We start from the raw sequence: 16,980 nt of genomic DNA on the forward strand, positions 1-16,980 counted from the left end.
ATGACGAGCTGGCCGCGCTCGAGAGAGCGGGCCTGCTGGCTGGGTGTCTTGGCGGCGGCCTCGCGGGCACTGGCGCGGCGCAGCACGGCGCGCACGCGCTCGACCAGCAGGCGCTGTGAGAAGGGTTTGCGGATGAAATCGTCGGCGCCCATCTTGAGGCCGAACAATTCGTCGATCTCGTCGTCCTTGGAGGTCAGGAAGATCACCGGCAGGTCGGACTTCTGGCGCATCCGGCGCAGCAGTTCCATGCCGTCCATGCGCGGCATCTTGATGTCGAGGATGGCAAGGTTCGGCGGGCGTGCCGCCAGGCCTTCCAGCGCCGACGCACCATCCGTGTAGGTCTCGACGCGATACCCCTCGGATTCCAGGGCGATCGACACCGATGTCAGAATGTTGCGGTCGTCATCGACAAGCGCGATTGTTGCCATTTCAAGCGGCTCCCTCATGAGCTGTCCCTTCTGTCGTAGAGAAGGGGCTTTTGCAGGACAAATTAGGTACAAAATGTGGCATAGGCCTTGTCCGCTGTCACGCGCGGCATGCCGGCGGCCACAATCCTACCTCGACATGGATGGGACGAATGTACATCGCCAATCCTTTGGGCAACCGCCAAACTTTTTGCACATATAAACGATTTAAACAACTTTCAAAATATTTAAATCGATTAATGATTTGATATCATTCGTCTTTTCTGGTTCTGACCATCTCAGCCCGCGTAGTGGGCGTGCCGGGAAGGTGCCGGCAAAGATGCGGCAAATCCAAGAGGGACACTCGATGTCGGAAGTCGGCAAACGCAATTCCGCCTGCGCGATCGATCATATCGGCCTGAAAACCACCGGCGTGGTGCGCTATAATTTCGGTGCGGCTGCCCTTTATGAGGACTCGATCCGGCGCGGCGAAGCCCGCTTGACGGCACATGGCGCGCTGGTCGCCGAAACAGGCCAGCACACCGGCCGCTCGCCCAAGGACAAGTTTGTCGTCCGCAACAGTGACACCGAACCGCACGTCTGGTGGGACAACAACAAGGCAATTTCACAAGCCCAGTTCGACACGCTGCTCGCTGATTTCCAGGCGCATGCCGCGGACAAGGATCTATACGTCCAGGACCTGATCGGCGGCGCCGATGCGGAGCTGAAGCTGCCGACCAGGGTGGTCACCGAATTTGCCTGGCACTCGCTGTTCATCCGCAATCTGCTCATTCGTCCCGATGCCGCCGAGCTCAAGCATTTCGTGCCTGACATGACGATCATCGACCTGCCGTCCTTCCGCGCCGATCCCGCCCGCCACGGCAGCCGCACCGAAACGGTGATCGCCGTGGATCTCACGCGCAAGATCGTGCTGATCGGCGGCACCTCCTATGCCGGCGAGATGAAGAAGTCGGTGTTCACCATGCTCAACTATCTGCTGCCGGCGAAAGGCGTGATGCCGATGCATTGCTCGGCCAACGAGGGTATGGCCGGCGACGCCGCCATCTTCTTCGGCCTGTCCGGCACCGGCAAGACGACACTCTCGGCCGATCCCTCGCGCACGCTGATCGGCGACGACGAGCATGGCTGGGGACCGCACGGCATCTTCAATTTCGAAGGCGGCTGCTACGCCAAGACGATCAAGCTGTCGGCGGAAGCCGAGCCGGAAATCTTCGCCACCACGCAGCGCTTCGGCACGGTGCTGGAAAACGTCGTGCTCGACGCTGATGGCGTGCCGGATTTCAACGACGGAAGGCTGACCGAAAACACACGCTGCGCCTACCCGCTGGATTTCATTCCCAACGCCAGCAAGACCGGCCGCGCCAACCATCCGAAGAACATCATCATGCTGACCGCCGATGCGTTCGGCGTGATGCCGCCGATCGCGCGGCTGACCCCGGCGCAGGCGATGTATCATTTCCTCTCCGGCTACACCGCCAAGGTGGCCGGAACCGAAAAGGGCGTGACCGAGCCCGAAGCGACGTTTTCGACCTGTTTCGGCGCACCGTTCATGCCGCGCCATCCATCGGAATACGGCAATTTGCTGCGCGAGCTGATTGCCCGCCACGGCGCCGATTGCTGGCTGGTCAACACCGGCTGGACCGGCGGCGCCTACGGCACCGGCAAGCGCATGCCGATCAAGGCGACGCGGGCCTTGCTTGCCGCCGCACTCGACGGCTCGCTCAAGACGGCCGAGTTCCGCACCGACCCTCATTTCGGTTTCGAGGTGCCGGTGGCGGTTCGAGGCGTCGACAGCGCCATTCTCGACCCGCGCTCCACCTGGGCCGACAAGGCCGGCTATGACCGGCAGGCGGCAAGGCTGGTCGGCATGTTCGCCGTCAATTTCGAGAAATTCGAAAGCCATGTCGACGCCGTGGTGCTGGGTGCGGCGCCGCGCATGCAGGAAGCCGCGGAGTAATCCGCGCCACAAGGTTCAGCTTCGTTGAAAGGCCCGGTTCGATCGGGCCTTTTCTTTTTCGATCCGCCGCGCCATGACTGCGGCATGGCGAGCGACGACAATATCTTCATATCAGGCGATGCGGTGATCCATCCGGGCGACCTGCACGAGGATTTCATCCGCTCGTCCGGCCCCGGCGGCCAGAACGTCAACAAGGTGGCGACGGCGGTGCAGTTGCGGTTCGACGCAGCCAACGCGACGGGTCTGTCGGAGCGCGTGCGCGAGCGGACGATCAAGCTTGCCGGCCAGCGTGCCACCAAGGACGGCGTCATCGTCATCGAAGCGGGCCGCTTCCGCACCCAGGAACAGAACCGGGCGGATGCGCGGGCACGGCTGACGGCATTGGTCGCCAAGGCCGCCGAGCCGCCACCGCCGCCGCGCAAGAAGACGCGGCCGTCGAAAGGTGCCGTGGAACGGCGGCTGAAGAGCAAGGCCGGGCGCGGCACGATCAAGAAGCTGCGCGGCCGGGTGGAGAACGATTGAGCACCGCGAAGCTGCAACGCGCGGGTGGCTTCCAATTCTGGGTTGCAGATGGCAAGCTGCGATCACCCACCACAGCAATGGAGACCAACGATGGGCATGTTCGATTTCGTCAAGAGTGTCGGCAAGAAACTGGGCATCGGCGGTGACGACGAAGCCGCACCCACGGCCGACACACTCAAGAAGGAGCTCGATTCGCACAAGCTCGGCACCGATGGCGTCGAGGTCGTCGTCAACGGCGATACGGCAGTGCTGAAGGGTGTGGTCAAGGACCAGTCGATCTTCGAGAAGGCGGTCATCGCCGTCGGCAACACGCTCGGCGTCTCCAAGGTGCAGGCGGACGAATTACAGGTCGCGCCAGCACCTGGCACGGCCGCCGCCCCGGCCAAGGAGCCCACCTTTTACACCGTGAAGAAGGGCGACAATCTCTGGAAGATCGCCGAGAAAAGCTACGGCAAGGGCCAAGGCGTCAAGAACACGGTCATATTCGAGGCCAACAAGCCGATGCTGACCCATCCCGACAAGATCTATCCGGGCCAGGTGCTGCGCATCCCCGACCTCGCCTGATCGGCGACTGCCAATTCGACAAGAGCGGCGGCTTTCGGGTCGCCGTTTTCATTTGATCGTGACATTTTACGGTTCCGAACCATCCAAAAGGTGATCGAATCCGTGCTCGTTCTGCCCAAAGGCGTCCGCCACATGCCGGCCTACCTGTCACGCACCGTGCAGGAAGAACTGGTCGACGAGGTGAGACGGATCGTGCAGCAGGCGCCGCTGTTCGTGCCGGCCATGCCGCGCACCGGCAAGGAGATGAGCGTGCGCATGACCAATTGCGGGCCGCTGGGCTGGGTCACCGACAAGGAGCACGGCTATCGTTACCAGCCGGCGCATCCGCTAACCGGGGCGCCTTGGCCGCCAATTCCGGATGCGCTGCTCGACCTGTGGCGCGAGGTCTCGGGCTATCCGCATCCGCCGGAAGCGTGCCTGATCAATTTCTACACGGCGGATGCGAAGATGGGCCTGCATCAGGACCGCGACGAGACCGATTTTTCGGCGCCGGTCGTCTCCGTCTCGCTCGGCGACGACTGCCTGTTCCGGGTTGGCCAGACCACGCGTGATGGCGCCACCAAGTCGTTCAGGCTGCAAAGCGGTGATGTCGTGGTGCTCGGCGGCGAGGGGCGGCTGTGCTTTCACGGCGTCGATCGGATCTATCCCTCGACCTCGGCGCTGCTGAAAAACGGTGGGCGGATCAATCTGACATTGCGACGGGTGACGAAGCCGGCCGTCACAGCTTCCTGAGCGCCACTTCCTCGATCAGGTGGTCGGCCCCCTTGCGCAGGATCAAGTCGGCGCGGGCCCGCGTCGGCAGGATGTTCTCGCGCAGATTCTTCAAATTGATGTTGGTCCACAGGCCTTCGGCGATGGCGCGCGCCGAACCCTCCGACAGCTGCGAGTAGCGGTGAAAGAAGGAGTCCGGATTGCGGAATGCGGTCTCACGCAGCCGCATGAAGCGGGAAATGTACCAGTTGTGGATCAGCTTCTCGTCGGCATCGATGTAGATGGCGAAGTCGAAGAAGTCCGACAGGAAAGGCACGATCTTGCCGTCCTGCGGCAGCTTGCCGGGCTGCAGGACATTGATGCCTTCGAAGATCAATATGTCGGGCCGGTCGATGGTGACGAACTCGCCGGGAATGACGTCATAGGTGAGGTGCGAATAGACCGGCGCGCGGACATCGGGCAGCGCCGACTTGATGCCCGACAGGAAGCGCAGCAGCGCGCCGACATCGTAACTGTCTGGAAAACCCTTGCGCTCCATCAGGTTCTCGCGGCGCAGGACCTCGTTGGGCAGCAGGAAGCCGTCGGTGGTGATGAGATCGACCTTGGGGCTCGACGGCCAGCGCGCCAAAAGCTCCTTCAGCACGCGTGCGGTGGTCGATTTGCCGACCGCGACGGAACCGGCGATGCCGATGATGAAGGGCGTCTTGACCACGTCGACCGCGTTGAAGAAGGCCTGGCGTTGCCGAAACAGCAGCTGGCTCGCTTCGACATGAGCCGACAACAGCCGCGACAGCGACAGATAGATGCGCGTGACCTCTTCGAGATCGACCGGATCGTTGAGCGACCGCAGGCGGCGGAATTCGTCCGCACTCAGCGTCAGCGGCGTGTCGGCGCGGAATTGCGACCATTGCTCGGCGGAGAAGAAGCGAAACGGGGAATACTTCTCGGTCGGCGCGAGCTGATCCATCGAGATACCTGCCCTTCCTCGCGGTCAGCCCTTGGGCCGTGACGCCTTCTCGGCGATGCCCGAACGCCGGGTGCGGCCTTCGAGCTCCTTGAGCACGTCGCTCAGCGAAACCCCCGAGAGGCCGAGAACGACGAGCCAATGATATATAAGATCGGCACTTTCCGAAACGAGGGCCTGTTTGTCGCCCTTGACGGCGGCAATCACCGTCTCGACTGCTTCCTCGCCGAGTTTCTGCGCCGCCTTGTCGATGCCGCGCGCGAACAGTTTTGCCGTCCACGATTCCCGGTCGCCGGAATGGGCGCGTTCCCTAATGGTTTCTTCAAGATCTGACAGCGAAAACTCAGCCATGGCGCCATCTATCTGCTTGTTTAGGCATGATCTTTTCCGAAAACCGGTTCCCACTTTTCGGGATCATGCTTTAGGGCCGATTATTCACAGAGTCCAGCCGCATCGGCAGCCCTGCGGCGGCCATATGCGCCTTGGCCTGCGCTATCGTGTAGGTACCGAAATGGAAGATGGACGCGGCCAGCACCGCACCGGCATGGCCGTCGCGAATGCCTTCGACCATGTGGTCGAGCGTGCCGACGCCGCCGGAAGCGATGACCGGCGCACGCACGGCGTCTGATATCGCGCGGGTCAGCGCGATGTCGTAGCCGGCCTTGGTGCCGTCGCGATCCATCGAGGTCAGCAGGATCTCGCCGGCGCCGCGATCGACCATTTTCCGCGCGAACTCGACCGCGTCGATGCCGGTCTTTTCGCGCCCGCCATGGGTGAAGATCTCCCAGCGGTCGGCCTCACCGGTGGCAGACACTTTCTTGGCGTCGATGGCGACGACGATGCACTGGTTGCCGAACTTGTCGGCGGCCTCGGCAACGAAATCCGGGTTCTTCACCGCCGCCGTGTTGATCGACACCTTGTCGGCGCCGGCCAGCAGCAGCTTCCTGATGTCGGCGACCTGGCGCACGCCGCCGCCGACGGTCAGCGGCATGAAGCATTGTTCGGCGGTGCGTGCGATGACGTCGAAGATGGTTTCGCGATTGTCCGACGAAGCAGTGATGTCGAGGAAGCAAAGCTCGTCGGCGCCGGCCGCGTCATAGGCCTTGGCCGCCTCGACCGGATCGCCGGCGTCGACGAGATCGACGAAGTTGACGCCCTTGACGACACGGCCGTTCTTGACGTCGAGACAGGGGATGACACGGGCTTTCAGCATCAGCGGCCCTCTATCGTGGCGATGAGATCGTTCAGCAACTGGCCGACCAGCGGCGGAACATCGGCCTGCGCGTCGAAAGCCGGATCGTAGGCGGAGACGGTGATGCCGACGACCGGCACCGCAAGCGCCATGGCGCAAGTGGCGTCGCGCAACTGCTCCGGGCTCGGTCCGCCCGAAGTGATATAGCGGTTGGCCTGCAACTCGCGGGGATCATGCACGTCCATGTCGAGATGCATGTGGACGCGTTTGGCGCCGGCGATCTTCAGTCTTTCGGTCGCCTGGGCCACTCCGGCGCATTCCGTCCGCACGATCGGCAATGTCTCCAGCAGCCGCTTCTCGTCCGGATCGAGATCGCGCGCGTTGACGAGCACGCAACGCGACGGATCGATCGGCCTGAAGCCGGGAATGGCCGACGCCATCGGCCTCCAGCACAGGCCAAGCACCGTCGCCAGCGCCATGCCGTCGAGAAAGCCATATGCCGATGTCTCGGGCGTGTTGAGGTCGCCATGCTGGTCGGCCCAGATGATCGCATCGGCGTCCTCGCCGGCGACCGCACCGGCTGATGTCAGGCAGTTTCCCGCAAGGACGATGGGAAACCGGCCGGCGTCACGGGCAAGGCGAACCTCGGTCGCAACCGCGTTGCAGACAGCAAAGCCGGTGGCGATCTCGCGCTCCTGGATGTCTCCGACCCTGCCGATGTCTTCCACCGTAACGTCATGGCCGGCCATGGTCAGCGCGTCGACGAGCCCGCCTGATATCAGTGCGTCCGGGCCCTGGCCCATGCCGCCATGGTAATGGCCGCTGTCGTAGGAGGCCAGGATGATGGAGATTTTCACGTCCGCGTCTCCGCCCTGCCCTGCAGGATCGCCAGGGCCTCGGCCGGATCGATGCGGCCGTCATAGAGCGCGCGCCCGGAGATCGCCCCTTCGAGCTTTTGCGCATCGGGCATGGTCATGCGCACGATGTCGGCGATCGAGGCGAGGCCGCCCGACGCGATGACCGGGATCGATACGGCATCGGCGAGATCGATGGTGGCGTCCCAGTTGATGCCGGTCAAAACGCCGTCGCGGTCGATATCGGTGTAGATGATGGCGGCGACTCCGGCGCCCTCGAATTTCCTCGCCAGTTCGACGACGCCGAGGCTCGACGCCTCGGCCCAGCCCTCGACGGCGACCTTGCCGCCCTTGGCGTCGATGCCGACGGCGACCTTGCCCGGAAACGCCTTGCAGGCCTGTCTGACCAGGTCCGGGTCACGCACCGCCACCGTGCCAAGGATGACACGGGCCAGCCCGCGATCGAGCCAGTCCTCGATCTGCGCCAGCGTGCGGATGCCGCCGCCGAGCTGCACAGGGTTCTTCGTCGCCTTGAGGATGGCGCCGACCGCCGCGCTGTTGACGCTCTGGCCCTGGAAAGCGCCGTTGAGGTCGACGACATGCAGCCATTCGAAGCCCTGTTGCTCGAAGGCCCGCGCCTGCGCTGCAGGATCATCGTTGTAGATGGTCGCGGTGGCCATGTCGCCGTGCTTCAGGCGCACGCACTGGCCGTCCTTGAGATCGATGGCGGGGAAAAGGATCATCCGTTCAGGCGCCTTCCACAATGGCGAAATGCGATGTCGAATAGAGACGTCGGAACTTCAGCGCCGCCTGGTATTCGGGCGAATGGAAGCAGGCGAGTGCGACCGCGTAGCTCTCGAACTCGATGATGACATGGCGATTGCCCGACGACCCTTCCGGGCTCGACGACTGACCGCCGCGGGTCAGGAATTTTGCGCCATATTTGTCGAAAGCCGCTTTGTTGGCGGCAATGTATAGCGGATAGTTTTCCGGATCGGTCACCTCGACCATCGCCATCCAGTAGCCCTTCTTGCTCATCGGTTTCCCCTTTGCTTGAGCATGATCTCGGGACAAACGGGACCGTTTGTCCGAGAAAACCGGGGTCCACTTTTCGGGATCATGCTCTAGGGCCTCCAGCGCAGGAAATTGGTGATCAGGGCGAGGCCCAGCGCCTGGCTCTTTTCCGGGTGGAATTGCGTGCCGACGAGATTGTCGCGGGCGACGGCCGCCGTCACCGGGCCGCCATAATCGGCGACCGCCAGCACTTCGTCCGGCTTGCGCGCATCGAGGTGGTAGGAGTGCACGAAATAGGCGTGCAGCCCGTTGGTCCCGGTGGGAATGCCGGCAAACAGTGGATGCTGGCGTTTGAGTTCGATCGTGTTCCAGCCGATCTGCGGGATCTTCAGCGCCGGATCGGAAGGCATGATCTCCTTGACGTCGCCCGATATCCAGCCGAAGCCCTCGGTAATTGTCTTTTCAAGGCCGCGCTGCGACATCAGTTGCATGCCGACGCAGATGCCGAGGAAAGGCCGGCCCTTGACGATCGCGACATCCTCGACGGCTTCCCGCATGCCTTCGACGGCCTGCAGGCCGGCCGCGCAATCGGCATAGGCGCCGACGCCGGGCAGGACGATGCGATCGGCCGTGCGCACCCGCTCGGCATCGGCCGTCAGGTCGATCTGCGCCGCGATGCCGGCTTCGCGCGCGGCGCGCTCGAAAGCCTTGGTGGCCGAGCGCAGATTGCCCGAGCCGTAGTCGATGATCGCAACCCGCATATCAGCTTCTTCCCGGAATCATGTCAGTTTCTTCCCGGTATGTGGGTCAGCCCCAGCGCAATGCCCGGCTGCGCTGGCCGCGCGAGGGCAGCATCGGGGACCATGCGCGGCGCCGGCACAACCTCATCGGCAAGCGCTTCCGCCTCCAGCGCATAGCGTGTGTCGGCATCGTCGAGCCAACCGGCTTCGACCGCGCCCCACTCGTGCCAACCACGCCGGCGAAGTGCCGCGATGCGCAGGCCTTGCCCTTCCAGGCCCACATAGAGCGAAACCAGCAACGACAGCAGCGACCCAGCCAGACCAAGGCCGAGCTTCTGGCCCAGCATCGAAAGCAGGCTCATGACGACGAAGGCAAGTGCTGCTTCGATCCACAGCCGATGCCAGGCGAACCATAGCGGCGGCACCAGGAGGCCCAGCCAGGTGAAGCCATCGCGGACAAAGGCCGTCGCATCAGCCTTTTCGCTGCGGCCTGGCGGTTCCATCACGACGTAGGTGGCCATGGCCTTATCCCTTCAACGATCCCTTGGTGGAGGGAACCGCATCCGGCTGGCGCGGATCGCGTTCGAGAGCAGCGCGCAGCGCGCGCGCCACCGCCTTGAAGCAGGTCTCGGCGATGTGATGGTTGTTGGCGCCATAGTGGTTGGTGACATGCAGCGTAATGCCGGCATTCTGCGCCAGCGCCTGGAAGAACTCGCGCACCAGTTCGGTGTCGAAGGTGCCGATCTTCGGCGACGAGAAGGAAACGTTCCAGACCAGGAAGGGACGGCCGGACACATCGATCGCGGCGCGCGTCAGCGTCTCGTCCATGGCAAGGTCGATCGAGGCATAGCGCATGATGCCGCGCCGCTCGCCGAGCGCCTTGGTCAAGGCCTGGCCGAGCGCGATGCCGGTGTCCTCGACCGTGTGGTGATCGTCGATATGCAGGTCGCCCTTGGCCCTGACCGTCATGTCGATCAGGGAATGGCGCGACAGCTGGTCCAGCATGTGGTCGAAGAAGCCGACGCCCGTAGCGATATCCGACTTGCCGGAACCGTCGACATGGATCGACACGGAGATGTCGGTTTCCTTGGTCTTACGGCTCGCTTCGGCGGAACGGGGCGGCATCACTCTATCCTTGTCCAGAGGTTCACATCGTGACCGGCTCAGAGGCTTCAAGCGCTCGCAGGCTTGAAAACGAAAGCCTTCTAGCAGCATGATCCGGCGATTGCCAGTTGCCTCTGGCAGCGGTATCGGCCTTGCCAGAGAGCGATTTGCAATCACCGGCCCCATGCATACATATGGCCGATCAAAGTTACTCGTACCGCGCCAATCGCCTTATCGGGATGGCGCTGCTCGGAGCGCCAAGAAATGTCCAATGAACTGACCATGCACGCCACGACCATCGTGACGGTGCGCAAGGGCAACAAGGTGGTGATCGCCGGCGACGGCCAGGTCAGCCTTGGCCAGACCATCATGAAGGGCAACGCCAAGAAGGTGCGCCGCATCGGCAAGGGCGGCAATGTGATTGCCGGTTTCGCCGGCGCCACCGCCGACGCCTTCACGCTTCTGGAGCGGCTCGAGGCCAAGCTCGAACAATATCCCGACCAGCTGACGCGCGCCTGCGTCGAGCTCGCCAAGGACTGGCGCACCGACCGCTATCTGCGCCGGCTGGAAGCGATGATGCTGGTGGCAGACAAGTCAGTCTCGCTGGCGCTGACCGGCACCGGCGACGTGCTCGAACCCGAATTCGGCGTCATGGCCATCGGTTCGGGCGGCAATTACGCGCTGGCCGCGGCCCGCGCGCTGATGGACAGCGACAAGGATGCCGAGGAGATCGCCCGCAAGGCGATGCAGATCGCATCCGACATCTGCGTCTACACCAACAACAATTTCGTCGTCGAAACGCTCGATGCCGCCTGAAGAGGTGGTGACCTATGATTTTCGGCCGGTGACGGAGAAAGACCTGCCGATGATCGCCGGCTGGCTTGCCCAGCCGCATGTTGCAGAGTGGTGGGACGATCCGGAGACGGAAATCGCCGGGATTAGCGATCATATCGACTCGATTTCCGTCGAGCCGCTGATCGTCGAGCTCGACGGCAAGCCGATCGCCTATCTGCAGAGCTACGACCCGCATCTGGAAGACGACCACCCCTACGCCGACCAGCCGTTCGGCACGCTCGGCATCGACGTGTCGATCGGCGTGCCGGAGCTGGTCGGGCGTGGCCATGGCTCGGCGATCGTGCGCCAATTTGTCGAACAGCTTTTCGAGGAAGGTGTTCCGCGCGTCATCATCGACCCGGATCCCGCCAATGTCAGGGCGATCCGCGCCTACGAAAAGGCCGGCTTTGTTGCCTTTGACACCAGAACATCGGAGTACGGGCCAGCCCTGATGATGGCGCGCGACGCGACGCAGGAGCCCAATTGATCAGCGCCGAAACCCTCGACAAGGCAGTCGCGAAAGGTTTGATCTCGCAGACCTTGCGCGATCAGTTGGAGGCCATGGAACGCGCGGTCGCTCTCGCCCCCGAGGCCAGGCGCGCCGATGACGAGGGTGACGAGGAAAACCTGCGGCTGGTCGGCGGCGGCAACGATCTGTTCGTCACCGTGGGAACCGTTCTGCTCAGCGCCGGCTTCTTCTTTGCCCTCACCACCTTGCTTCCAGGCCAGACATTCTGGATCGCCGGCATCCTCGCGGTTTTCGCCTGGGGGCTCGCCGAAATCGTCACGCGTCAGCACCGGATGAAACTATCGTCGTCCGTGCTTGCCCTGATTTTCATGGCCGCCATTCTGGCCGCTCTGGCGCTGCAAGTGGAGGCCAGCTTCGGCATACGCAAGCCGGAAACCATCTGGCAGCTATTGGCGTTGCGCCAGACGGCGTCCCGGGCCGGATATCTGTTCCTGGGCGGAGGAATAATCGCGGCGGCGATCTATTTCTGGCGCTTTCGCGTCCCCATCATTGCCGGGACCATCGCCATCGCCTTCACACTGCTTGCCTTCCTGCAAACGGCGATAATCCTGTATGACAGTGTGACAACCGCCGCGATTGCGCCGCCGCGCCTCGAGGACGTTCCCGAATTGCTTCGCGCGGCCCTTTACATGCCGCTGATCTGCGGCCTGATCGTGTTCGCAACGGGTGTCGCTTTTGACATTTACGACAGGGATCGACGCAAGATCTGGTCCGATTGCGCTTTCTGGCTGCATGTCGTCTCGGCGCCGATGCTGGTGCATCCGCTCTTTATCATGGCAACCGGCCAAAACGTCGTATTCGGACATATCGCGCCGGATGCCAATGCAACCATCATGCTGACGATTCTGATCCTTGGCTTCCTCTATGTCGCGCTGGCCATAGACCGCCGTTCGCTTCTGGTTCCTACATTGGCTTACTTCGGCTCGCTGGGCATCTATTATCTGGTGAATTCCGCCTCCGATTCGACGGGCATCCCGCCTTTTGCCTTGATCCTGGTCGTTGTTGGCGCGCTGATTATCCTGTTCGGGGCCGGCTGGCAGCGTATCCGGCGGATTGTGGTCAACCCCACCTTGCCGGCAGCCGTGATCCGCCGGCTACCGCCGCTGAAGGCGTGACAGGACTTTGTGATGGTCGAGACGGCGACGCGAAACGAGGGGGAATGAACCGATGACGACACCGGCCACGGAAAACAGCTATTCGGCCTACGAAGACAGCTGGCGGATGGGGCTTCTGCTGGTGCTTGCCCTGGTCATCTTCCAGGCCGGGGCGCTCTACGGCATGGGGCGGACGCCGATCTGCACCTGCGGCTACGTCAAGCTCTGGCATGGCGTGGTGAACAGTTCGGAGAATTCCCAGCACATTTCGGACTGGTACACGTTCTCGCACATCATCCACGGCTTCCTGTTCTATGCGCTGGCGCGGTTCCTGTTCCCGCGTTCGCCGATCGGCCTGAGGCTGGCGTTCGCCGTCTTCATCGAGGGCGGCTGGGAGCTGCTGGAAAACAGCCCGTTCATCATCGACCGCTACCGCGCCGGCACCATTTCGCTCGATTACTATGGCGACAGCATCATCAATTCGGTGTCGGACACACTGGCCATGGTGCTGGGATTTGTGATGGCGCGAAGGCTACCTATATGGGTGATCGTCAGCCTCGCCATCATCTTCGAACTCGGCACCGGCTACCTCATCCGGGACAATCTGACACTCAACGTGATCATGCTGCTGCATCCGTTCGAGGCCATCAAGCAGTGGCAAAGTGGAATTTAGTGATATGAGCACATTTTCTCCCCGCGAAATCGTTTCGGAACTCGACCGCTTCATCATCGGCCAGAAGGACGCCAAGCGCGCCGTGGCCATTGCCTTGCGCAACCGCTGGCGCCGCCAGCAGCTGGAAGGCCAGATGCGCGAAGAGGTGATGCCCAAGAACATCCTGATGATCGGGCCGACCGGCGTCGGCAAGACGGAAATCTCGCGCCGCCTGGCGCGGCTGGCCGGTGCGCCTTTCGTCAAGGTCGAGGCGACCAAGTTCACCGAAGTCGGCTATGTCGGCCGCGATGTCGAGCAGATCATCCGCGACCTGGTTGAGATCGCCATCGGCCTGGTGCGCGAGAAGATGCGTGAGGACGTCAAGGCGCGCGCCCACGTCAACGCCGAGGAACGTGTGCTGGAAGCACTGGTCGGCAAGACGGCGAGCCCGGCCACCCGCGACAGTTTCCGCAAGAAGCTGCGCGACGGCGAGCTCGACGACAAGGAAATCGAGGTCGAGGTTGCCGACACCGGCAGCGGCGGCATGCCCGGATTTGAAATCCCCGGCATGCCGGGCGCCAATATCGGCGTGCTGAACATCAACGACATGCTGTCGAAGGCGATGGGCGGCAAGAAAACCAAGATGCGCAAGACGACGGTGAAGGAGTCCTACGACCTGCTGGTCAATGACGAGTCCGACAAGCTGCTCGATCAGGACGAGGTGGTGCGCCGGGCGCTCGATGCCGCGGAAAACGACGGCATCGTCTTCCTCGACGAGATCGACAAGATCGCGGCGAGATCGGACATTTCCGGCGGGCCCTCGCGCGAAGGCGTGCAGCGCGACCTGCTGCCGCTGGTCGAAGGCACCACGGTGGCGACCAAATACGGACCGTTGAAGACGGATCACATCCTGTTCATCGCCTCCGGCGCCTTCCACGTCTCGAAGCCGTCCGACCTGTTGCCGGAATTACAGGGCCGCCTGCCGATCCGCGTCGAACTGCGGGCGCTGGAGAAGGACGATTTCGTGCGCATCCTGACCGAGACCGAGGCCAGCCTGATCAAGCAGTATATCGCGCTGATGAAGACCGAGGGCGTCGAGTTGACCTTCACCGAAGACGCCATCGATTCGCTCGCCGGCATCGCCGTCGATCTCAACGCCAGCGTCGAGAACATAGGCGCCAGGCGCCTGCAGACGGTGATGGAGCGGGTGCTGGACGAAATCTCCTACGATGCGCCCGACCGCAACGGAACGAGCGTCACTATCGACGCCGCCTATGTCGAAAAGCATGTCGGCGATCTGTCCAGGAATACCGACCTGTCGCGGTTCATCCTTTAAACGACGGCGCCGAAACGTTCCGGCGCCGGTCCAGGCAACATTTTCCGGCAAGCAAAATCATGTGTGGCCAGATGGTACCATCTGGCCACCTTTCGTCCTGCCGGGTGAAGGGGCGCTCTCGACTCGACCAAGAGCTTTACCTAGTTTGCGCGGCAATTCTCGATCTCTTGGTTGACGCAATTCCGGAAAACCGTTTCACACTTTTCCTGGAATTGCTTGGGCGGCGGGTGCATGAAAAAACTGATCCTGGTCATTCTCGGCTTGACGCTGGCGGCGACGCTGTTCGCCGCCGAGGCAGCGACATTGGTGCCGCCGGGAAATCGCAATGCCGTGCAGCCCGACATTCCCGGCGCCTCCAGCCGGCGCACGCAGGCCACCAACACCAGCTTCCAGGCGAAGTACCGCAAGGTCTATGCCCTGCTGCAGAACGACGCCGAATTGCGCGCCAAGATCAGGAAGGCGGCGGCCGCCTACGGCATCGATCCCCTGCACATCGTCGGCGCCATCGTCGGCGAGCACACCTACAATGTCGATGCTTATGACCGGCTGCAGACCTACTATGTCAAGGCGATCTCCTATCTCTCCAGCAAGCTGTCCTTCGCCTATGACGGCGAGGACATCACCGACTTCGTGCAGCGGCCGGAATTCAAGAAATGCGCGGGGATGTCCGACAGCTACGATCTGTGGGAATGCCGCGAACAGGTGTGGAACCGTTCGTTTCGCGGCAAGTCGGTCGGCGGGACCAGCTTTCCCGACGACCGCTTCGGCGCCACCTTCTTCCAGCCTTATTATGCCGGCCAGACCTTCGGCCTCGGCCAGCTCAATCCGCTGACCGCCCTGCAGATCAGCGATCTGGTGCACAAGGTTTCGGGCCTGCCCAAGCTCGACGTCGGCGATCCCAATTCGGTCTACAAGACCATCATGGATCCCGACCTGACGCTGCCCTACGTCGCCGCGACGATCAGGAAATCGATCGATGCCTATAAAAGCATTGCCGGCTTCGACATTTCGGGCAATCCCGGGCTGACCGCCACGCTCTACAATGTCGGCAATCCGGAGCAGCGCGCTTATGCCCTGAAGGCGGAGAACGACAGGCGCCGCGCCGCCGGTGAGCCCGAAAAGCTGCCGGAAGAGAATTATTATGGTTGGCTGGTGAACGACAAACTGCCGGAGCTGAAGGCGCTGTTTTAGGGCTGAGGTTCAGAGCCTTTACCTCCGCCTTGTAGTAGGTCGGACCGAAGGTTAGGGGCGGTGCCGCACTCCCATCCCGCAGCTGCGCAGCGGCCCCCAAAAAGGGGGAGCGTAGGCTCAGGCGGCCAACAACGACTTCAGCTTCACATCCTGTGATCCCAGCGCTTCCGGCGCCGGCTTGGCCCGCTTGGCGATCAGCATTTCGGCCAGCCTGATGTCGCGGGCGACCGCGTTGCCGGGGCCGATGCCGCTCGCCGCGACCAGCCTGCCGTCTTCAGCCAAATGGAAGAGGATGAAGGCGCCGTCGCCGAGATCGCGGCGCACGATGTTTTTGCCCTCGTCGGAGAGCCCGGCGATCTGCAGGGACAGACCATATTGATCCGACCAGAACCACGGCACCGCCGCATGCGCCTCGCCGGCGCCGAGCATGTTCCTGGCCGCCAGCGCGCCCTGTTCCTGGGCGTTTCGCCAGGCTTCCAGCCGCACCCGGCGGCCGCCATAGACGGCGAGCGGAAACGAGCAGCAATCGCCGGCGGCAAAGATGTCGGGATCGCTGCTGCGCAGCTCGGCATCGACTGCAATGCCATTGTCGATCGTCAGCCCCGCTTCGGCCGCAAGCCCGGTCACCGGCACGGCGCCGATGCCGATGATCGCGAGGTCGGCTGATATCTCCCGTCCGCCGGCAAGGGTGACGCGCACCTCGTTGCCATCGTCGGCGATGGACGCGATGCCGTCGCCGCACAGGATGTCGGCGCCCTCGGCGACATGCGCCTCATGGATGATTTCCGCGATCTCCGCCGGCACGCCGCGCATCAGGATGCGAGGCTGCGCCTCGATGACGGTGACCGCGGCACCGAGCTTGCGGGCCGCGGCGGCGAGTTCGAGGCCGATAAAGCCGCCGCCGATGATGGCGATACGGTTGCCGGGGGTGAGATGCGCGCGAATGGCGAGCGCATCAGCGAAGGTTCTGAGATAGACGCAGCGCGGACCCAGGCCCGGCATCGGCAGCTTGCGCGGCGTCGAACCGGTTGCCAGCAGGAGCTTTTCGTAAGGCAGGACCGATCCGTCCGACAGGCGCACAGTATGCGCCGTGCGGTCGATCGCGACGGCCTGGACGGAATGGACATGCCGGATCGACTTCTCGGCCAGAATTGCGTCGCTGGCGATCGCCTTGATCCCGGGCGCATCGCTGGCCATCGCCTCCTTGGACAGAGGCGGGCGCTCATAGGGCAGATGCGGCTCGTCGCCGACCAGCGTCACCGGCCCCTGATAATCGAGGGCGCGCAGCGCCAATGCC

Annotated in this window: 21 protein-coding genes; 10 read left to right on the top strand and 11 right to left on the bottom strand. The window is 63.1% G+C overall.

Translation table 11 applies throughout. From position 1 onward, the window contains the following. Positions 1–428: response regulator (locus EN914_RS04025; protein ID WP_164778651.1), on the bottom strand; the 428-nt coding region annotated here is incomplete at its 3' end. Positions 429–771: 343 nt separating this feature from the next. Here EN914_RS04025 and EN914_RS04030 point away from each other — a divergent pair. The 4 genes from EN914_RS04030 (at position 772) to EN914_RS04045 (ending at position 4,200) form a co-directional block, all read left to right on the top strand. After that, positions 772–2,382, top strand: coding sequence for a phosphoenolpyruvate carboxykinase (locus tag EN914_RS04030; protein ID WP_024501994.1), 1,611 nt, complete (start codon positions 772–774; stop codon positions 2,380–2,382). 84 nt (positions 2,383–2,466) lie between these two features. Beyond that, positions 2,467–2,904 carry an alternative ribosome rescue aminoacyl-tRNA hydrolase ArfB gene (gene arfB, locus EN914_RS04035; protein ID WP_024501995.1) on the top strand — a complete coding sequence of 146 codons (438 nt, stop codon included), beginning with the start codon at positions 2,467–2,469 and terminating at the stop codon, positions 2,902–2,904. Between the two features lie 90 nt (positions 2,905–2,994). Further along, the gene (lysM, locus tag EN914_RS04040) at positions 2,995–3,468 is read left to right on the top strand and encodes a peptidoglycan-binding protein LysM (RefSeq protein ID WP_013528340.1); all 474 of its coding nucleotides are present in this window, start codon (positions 2,995–2,997) and stop codon (positions 3,466–3,468) included. 102 nt (positions 3,469–3,570) lie between these two features. Continuing rightward, the gene (locus EN914_RS04045) at positions 3,571–4,200 is read left to right on the top strand and encodes an alpha-ketoglutarate-dependent dioxygenase AlkB (RefSeq protein WP_024501996.1); all 630 of its coding nucleotides are present in this window, start codon (positions 3,571–3,573) and stop codon (positions 4,198–4,200) included. Here the strand turns inward: EN914_RS04045 and coaA are convergent. The 9 genes from coaA to hisB all read right to left on the bottom strand — a co-directional run bounded on the left by coaA (position 4,187) and on the right by hisB (position 10,068). Beyond that, positions 4,187–5,146, bottom strand: coding sequence for a type I pantothenate kinase (coaA, locus tag EN914_RS04050; RefSeq protein WP_013528342.1), 960 nt, complete (start codon positions 5,144–5,146; stop codon positions 4,187–4,189). The two genes, EN914_RS04045 and coaA, sit on opposite strands and share 14 nt — an antisense overlap. Positions 5,147–5,170: 24 nt before the next feature. Continuing rightward, positions 5,171–5,494, bottom strand: coding sequence for a phosphoribosyl-ATP diphosphatase (locus EN914_RS04055; protein ID WP_024501997.1), 324 nt, complete (start codon positions 5,492–5,494; stop codon positions 5,171–5,173). Between the two features lie 70 nt (positions 5,495–5,564). After that, on the bottom strand, positions 5,565–6,359 hold the full coding sequence (hisF, locus tag EN914_RS04060) for an imidazole glycerol phosphate synthase subunit HisF (RefSeq protein WP_024501998.1): 795 nt from the start codon (positions 6,357–6,359) through the stop codon (positions 5,565–5,567). Next, positions 6,356–7,192, bottom strand: a complete 837-nt coding sequence (locus EN914_RS04065; protein ID WP_024501999.1) for an arginase family protein — start codon at positions 7,190–7,192, stop codon at positions 6,356–6,358. The genes hisF and EN914_RS04065 overlap by 4 nt, the downstream gene beginning before the upstream one ends. Then, the gene (gene hisA, locus EN914_RS04070) at positions 7,189–7,932 is read right to left on the bottom strand and encodes a 1-(5-phosphoribosyl)-5-[(5-phosphoribosylamino)methylideneamino]imidazole-4-carboxamide isomerase (protein WP_013528346.1); all 744 of its coding nucleotides are present in this window, start codon (positions 7,930–7,932) and stop codon (positions 7,189–7,191) included. The genes EN914_RS04065 and hisA overlap by 4 nt, the downstream gene beginning before the upstream one ends. 4 nt (positions 7,933–7,936) lie before the next feature. After that, a complete protein-coding gene (locus EN914_RS04075; protein ID WP_013528347.1) occupies positions 7,937–8,227 on the bottom strand; it encodes a DUF1330 domain-containing protein in 291 nt (96 codons plus the stop codon). Positions 8,228–8,313: 86 nt separating this feature from the next. Then, entirely contained in the window at positions 8,314–8,964 is a 651-nt protein-coding gene (gene hisH, locus EN914_RS04080) for an imidazole glycerol phosphate synthase subunit HisH (protein WP_024502000.1), read from the bottom strand. Between the two features lie 23 nt (positions 8,965–8,987). After that, positions 8,988–9,464: a DUF2628 domain-containing protein gene (locus EN914_RS04085; RefSeq protein ID WP_024502001.1), complete on the bottom strand. Its 477-nt coding sequence runs from the start codon at positions 9,462–9,464 to the stop codon at positions 8,988–8,990. 4 nt (positions 9,465–9,468) lie between these two features. Further along, complete coding sequence (hisB, locus tag EN914_RS04090; protein WP_024502002.1) at positions 9,469–10,068, bottom strand: imidazoleglycerol-phosphate dehydratase HisB; 600 nt, start codon at positions 10,066–10,068, stop codon at positions 9,469–9,471. A gap of 243 nt (positions 10,069–10,311) precedes the next feature. On the opposite strand from hisB, the gene hslV reads away from it, so the two are divergent. The 6 genes from hslV to EN914_RS04120 all read left to right on the top strand — a co-directional run bounded on the left by hslV (position 10,312) and on the right by EN914_RS04120 (position 15,683). Beyond that, positions 10,312–10,863, top strand: a complete 552-nt coding sequence (hslV, locus tag EN914_RS04095) for an ATP-dependent protease subunit HslV (RefSeq protein ID WP_013528351.1) — start codon at positions 10,312–10,314, stop codon at positions 10,861–10,863. After that, complete coding sequence (locus EN914_RS04100; RefSeq protein ID WP_024502003.1) at positions 10,853–11,368, top strand: GNAT family N-acetyltransferase; 516 nt, start codon at positions 10,853–10,855, stop codon at positions 11,366–11,368. Before hslV ends, EN914_RS04100 begins: the two co-directional genes overlap by 11 nt. Next, a complete protein-coding gene (locus EN914_RS04105) occupies positions 11,365–12,525 on the top strand; it encodes a hypothetical protein (RefSeq protein WP_024502004.1) in 1,161 nt (386 codons plus the stop codon). The genes EN914_RS04100 and EN914_RS04105 overlap by 4 nt, the downstream gene beginning before the upstream one ends. A gap of 52 nt (positions 12,526–12,577) precedes the next feature. Continuing rightward, positions 12,578–13,177: a DUF2585 domain-containing protein gene (locus EN914_RS04110; RefSeq protein WP_013528354.1), complete on the top strand. Its 600-nt coding sequence runs from the start codon at positions 12,578–12,580 to the stop codon at positions 13,175–13,177. Positions 13,178–13,181: 4 nt separating this feature from the next. Continuing rightward, positions 13,182–14,492, top strand: a complete 1,311-nt coding sequence (gene hslU, locus EN914_RS04115) for an ATP-dependent protease ATPase subunit HslU (protein WP_024502005.1) — start codon at positions 13,182–13,184, stop codon at positions 14,490–14,492. 231 nt (positions 14,493–14,723) lie between these two features. Next, on the top strand, positions 14,724–15,683 hold the full coding sequence (locus EN914_RS04120) for a DUF1402 family protein (RefSeq protein WP_024502006.1): 960 nt from the start codon (positions 14,724–14,726) through the stop codon (positions 15,681–15,683). 117 nt (positions 15,684–15,800) lie between these two features. Here EN914_RS04120 and EN914_RS04125 read toward each other — a convergent pair. Then, the coding region (locus EN914_RS04125; RefSeq protein WP_127389005.1) for an NAD(P)/FAD-dependent oxidoreductase at positions 15,801–16,980 on the bottom strand (1,180 nt) is incomplete at its 5' end.

The sequence above is a fragment of the Mesorhizobium sp. M7A.F.Ca.CA.001.08.2.1 genome (genome assembly GCF_003998455.1).
In the GTDB taxonomy this organism is placed as follows: Bacteria; Pseudomonadota; Alphaproteobacteria; order Rhizobiales; family Rhizobiaceae; genus Mesorhizobium; species Mesorhizobium ciceri.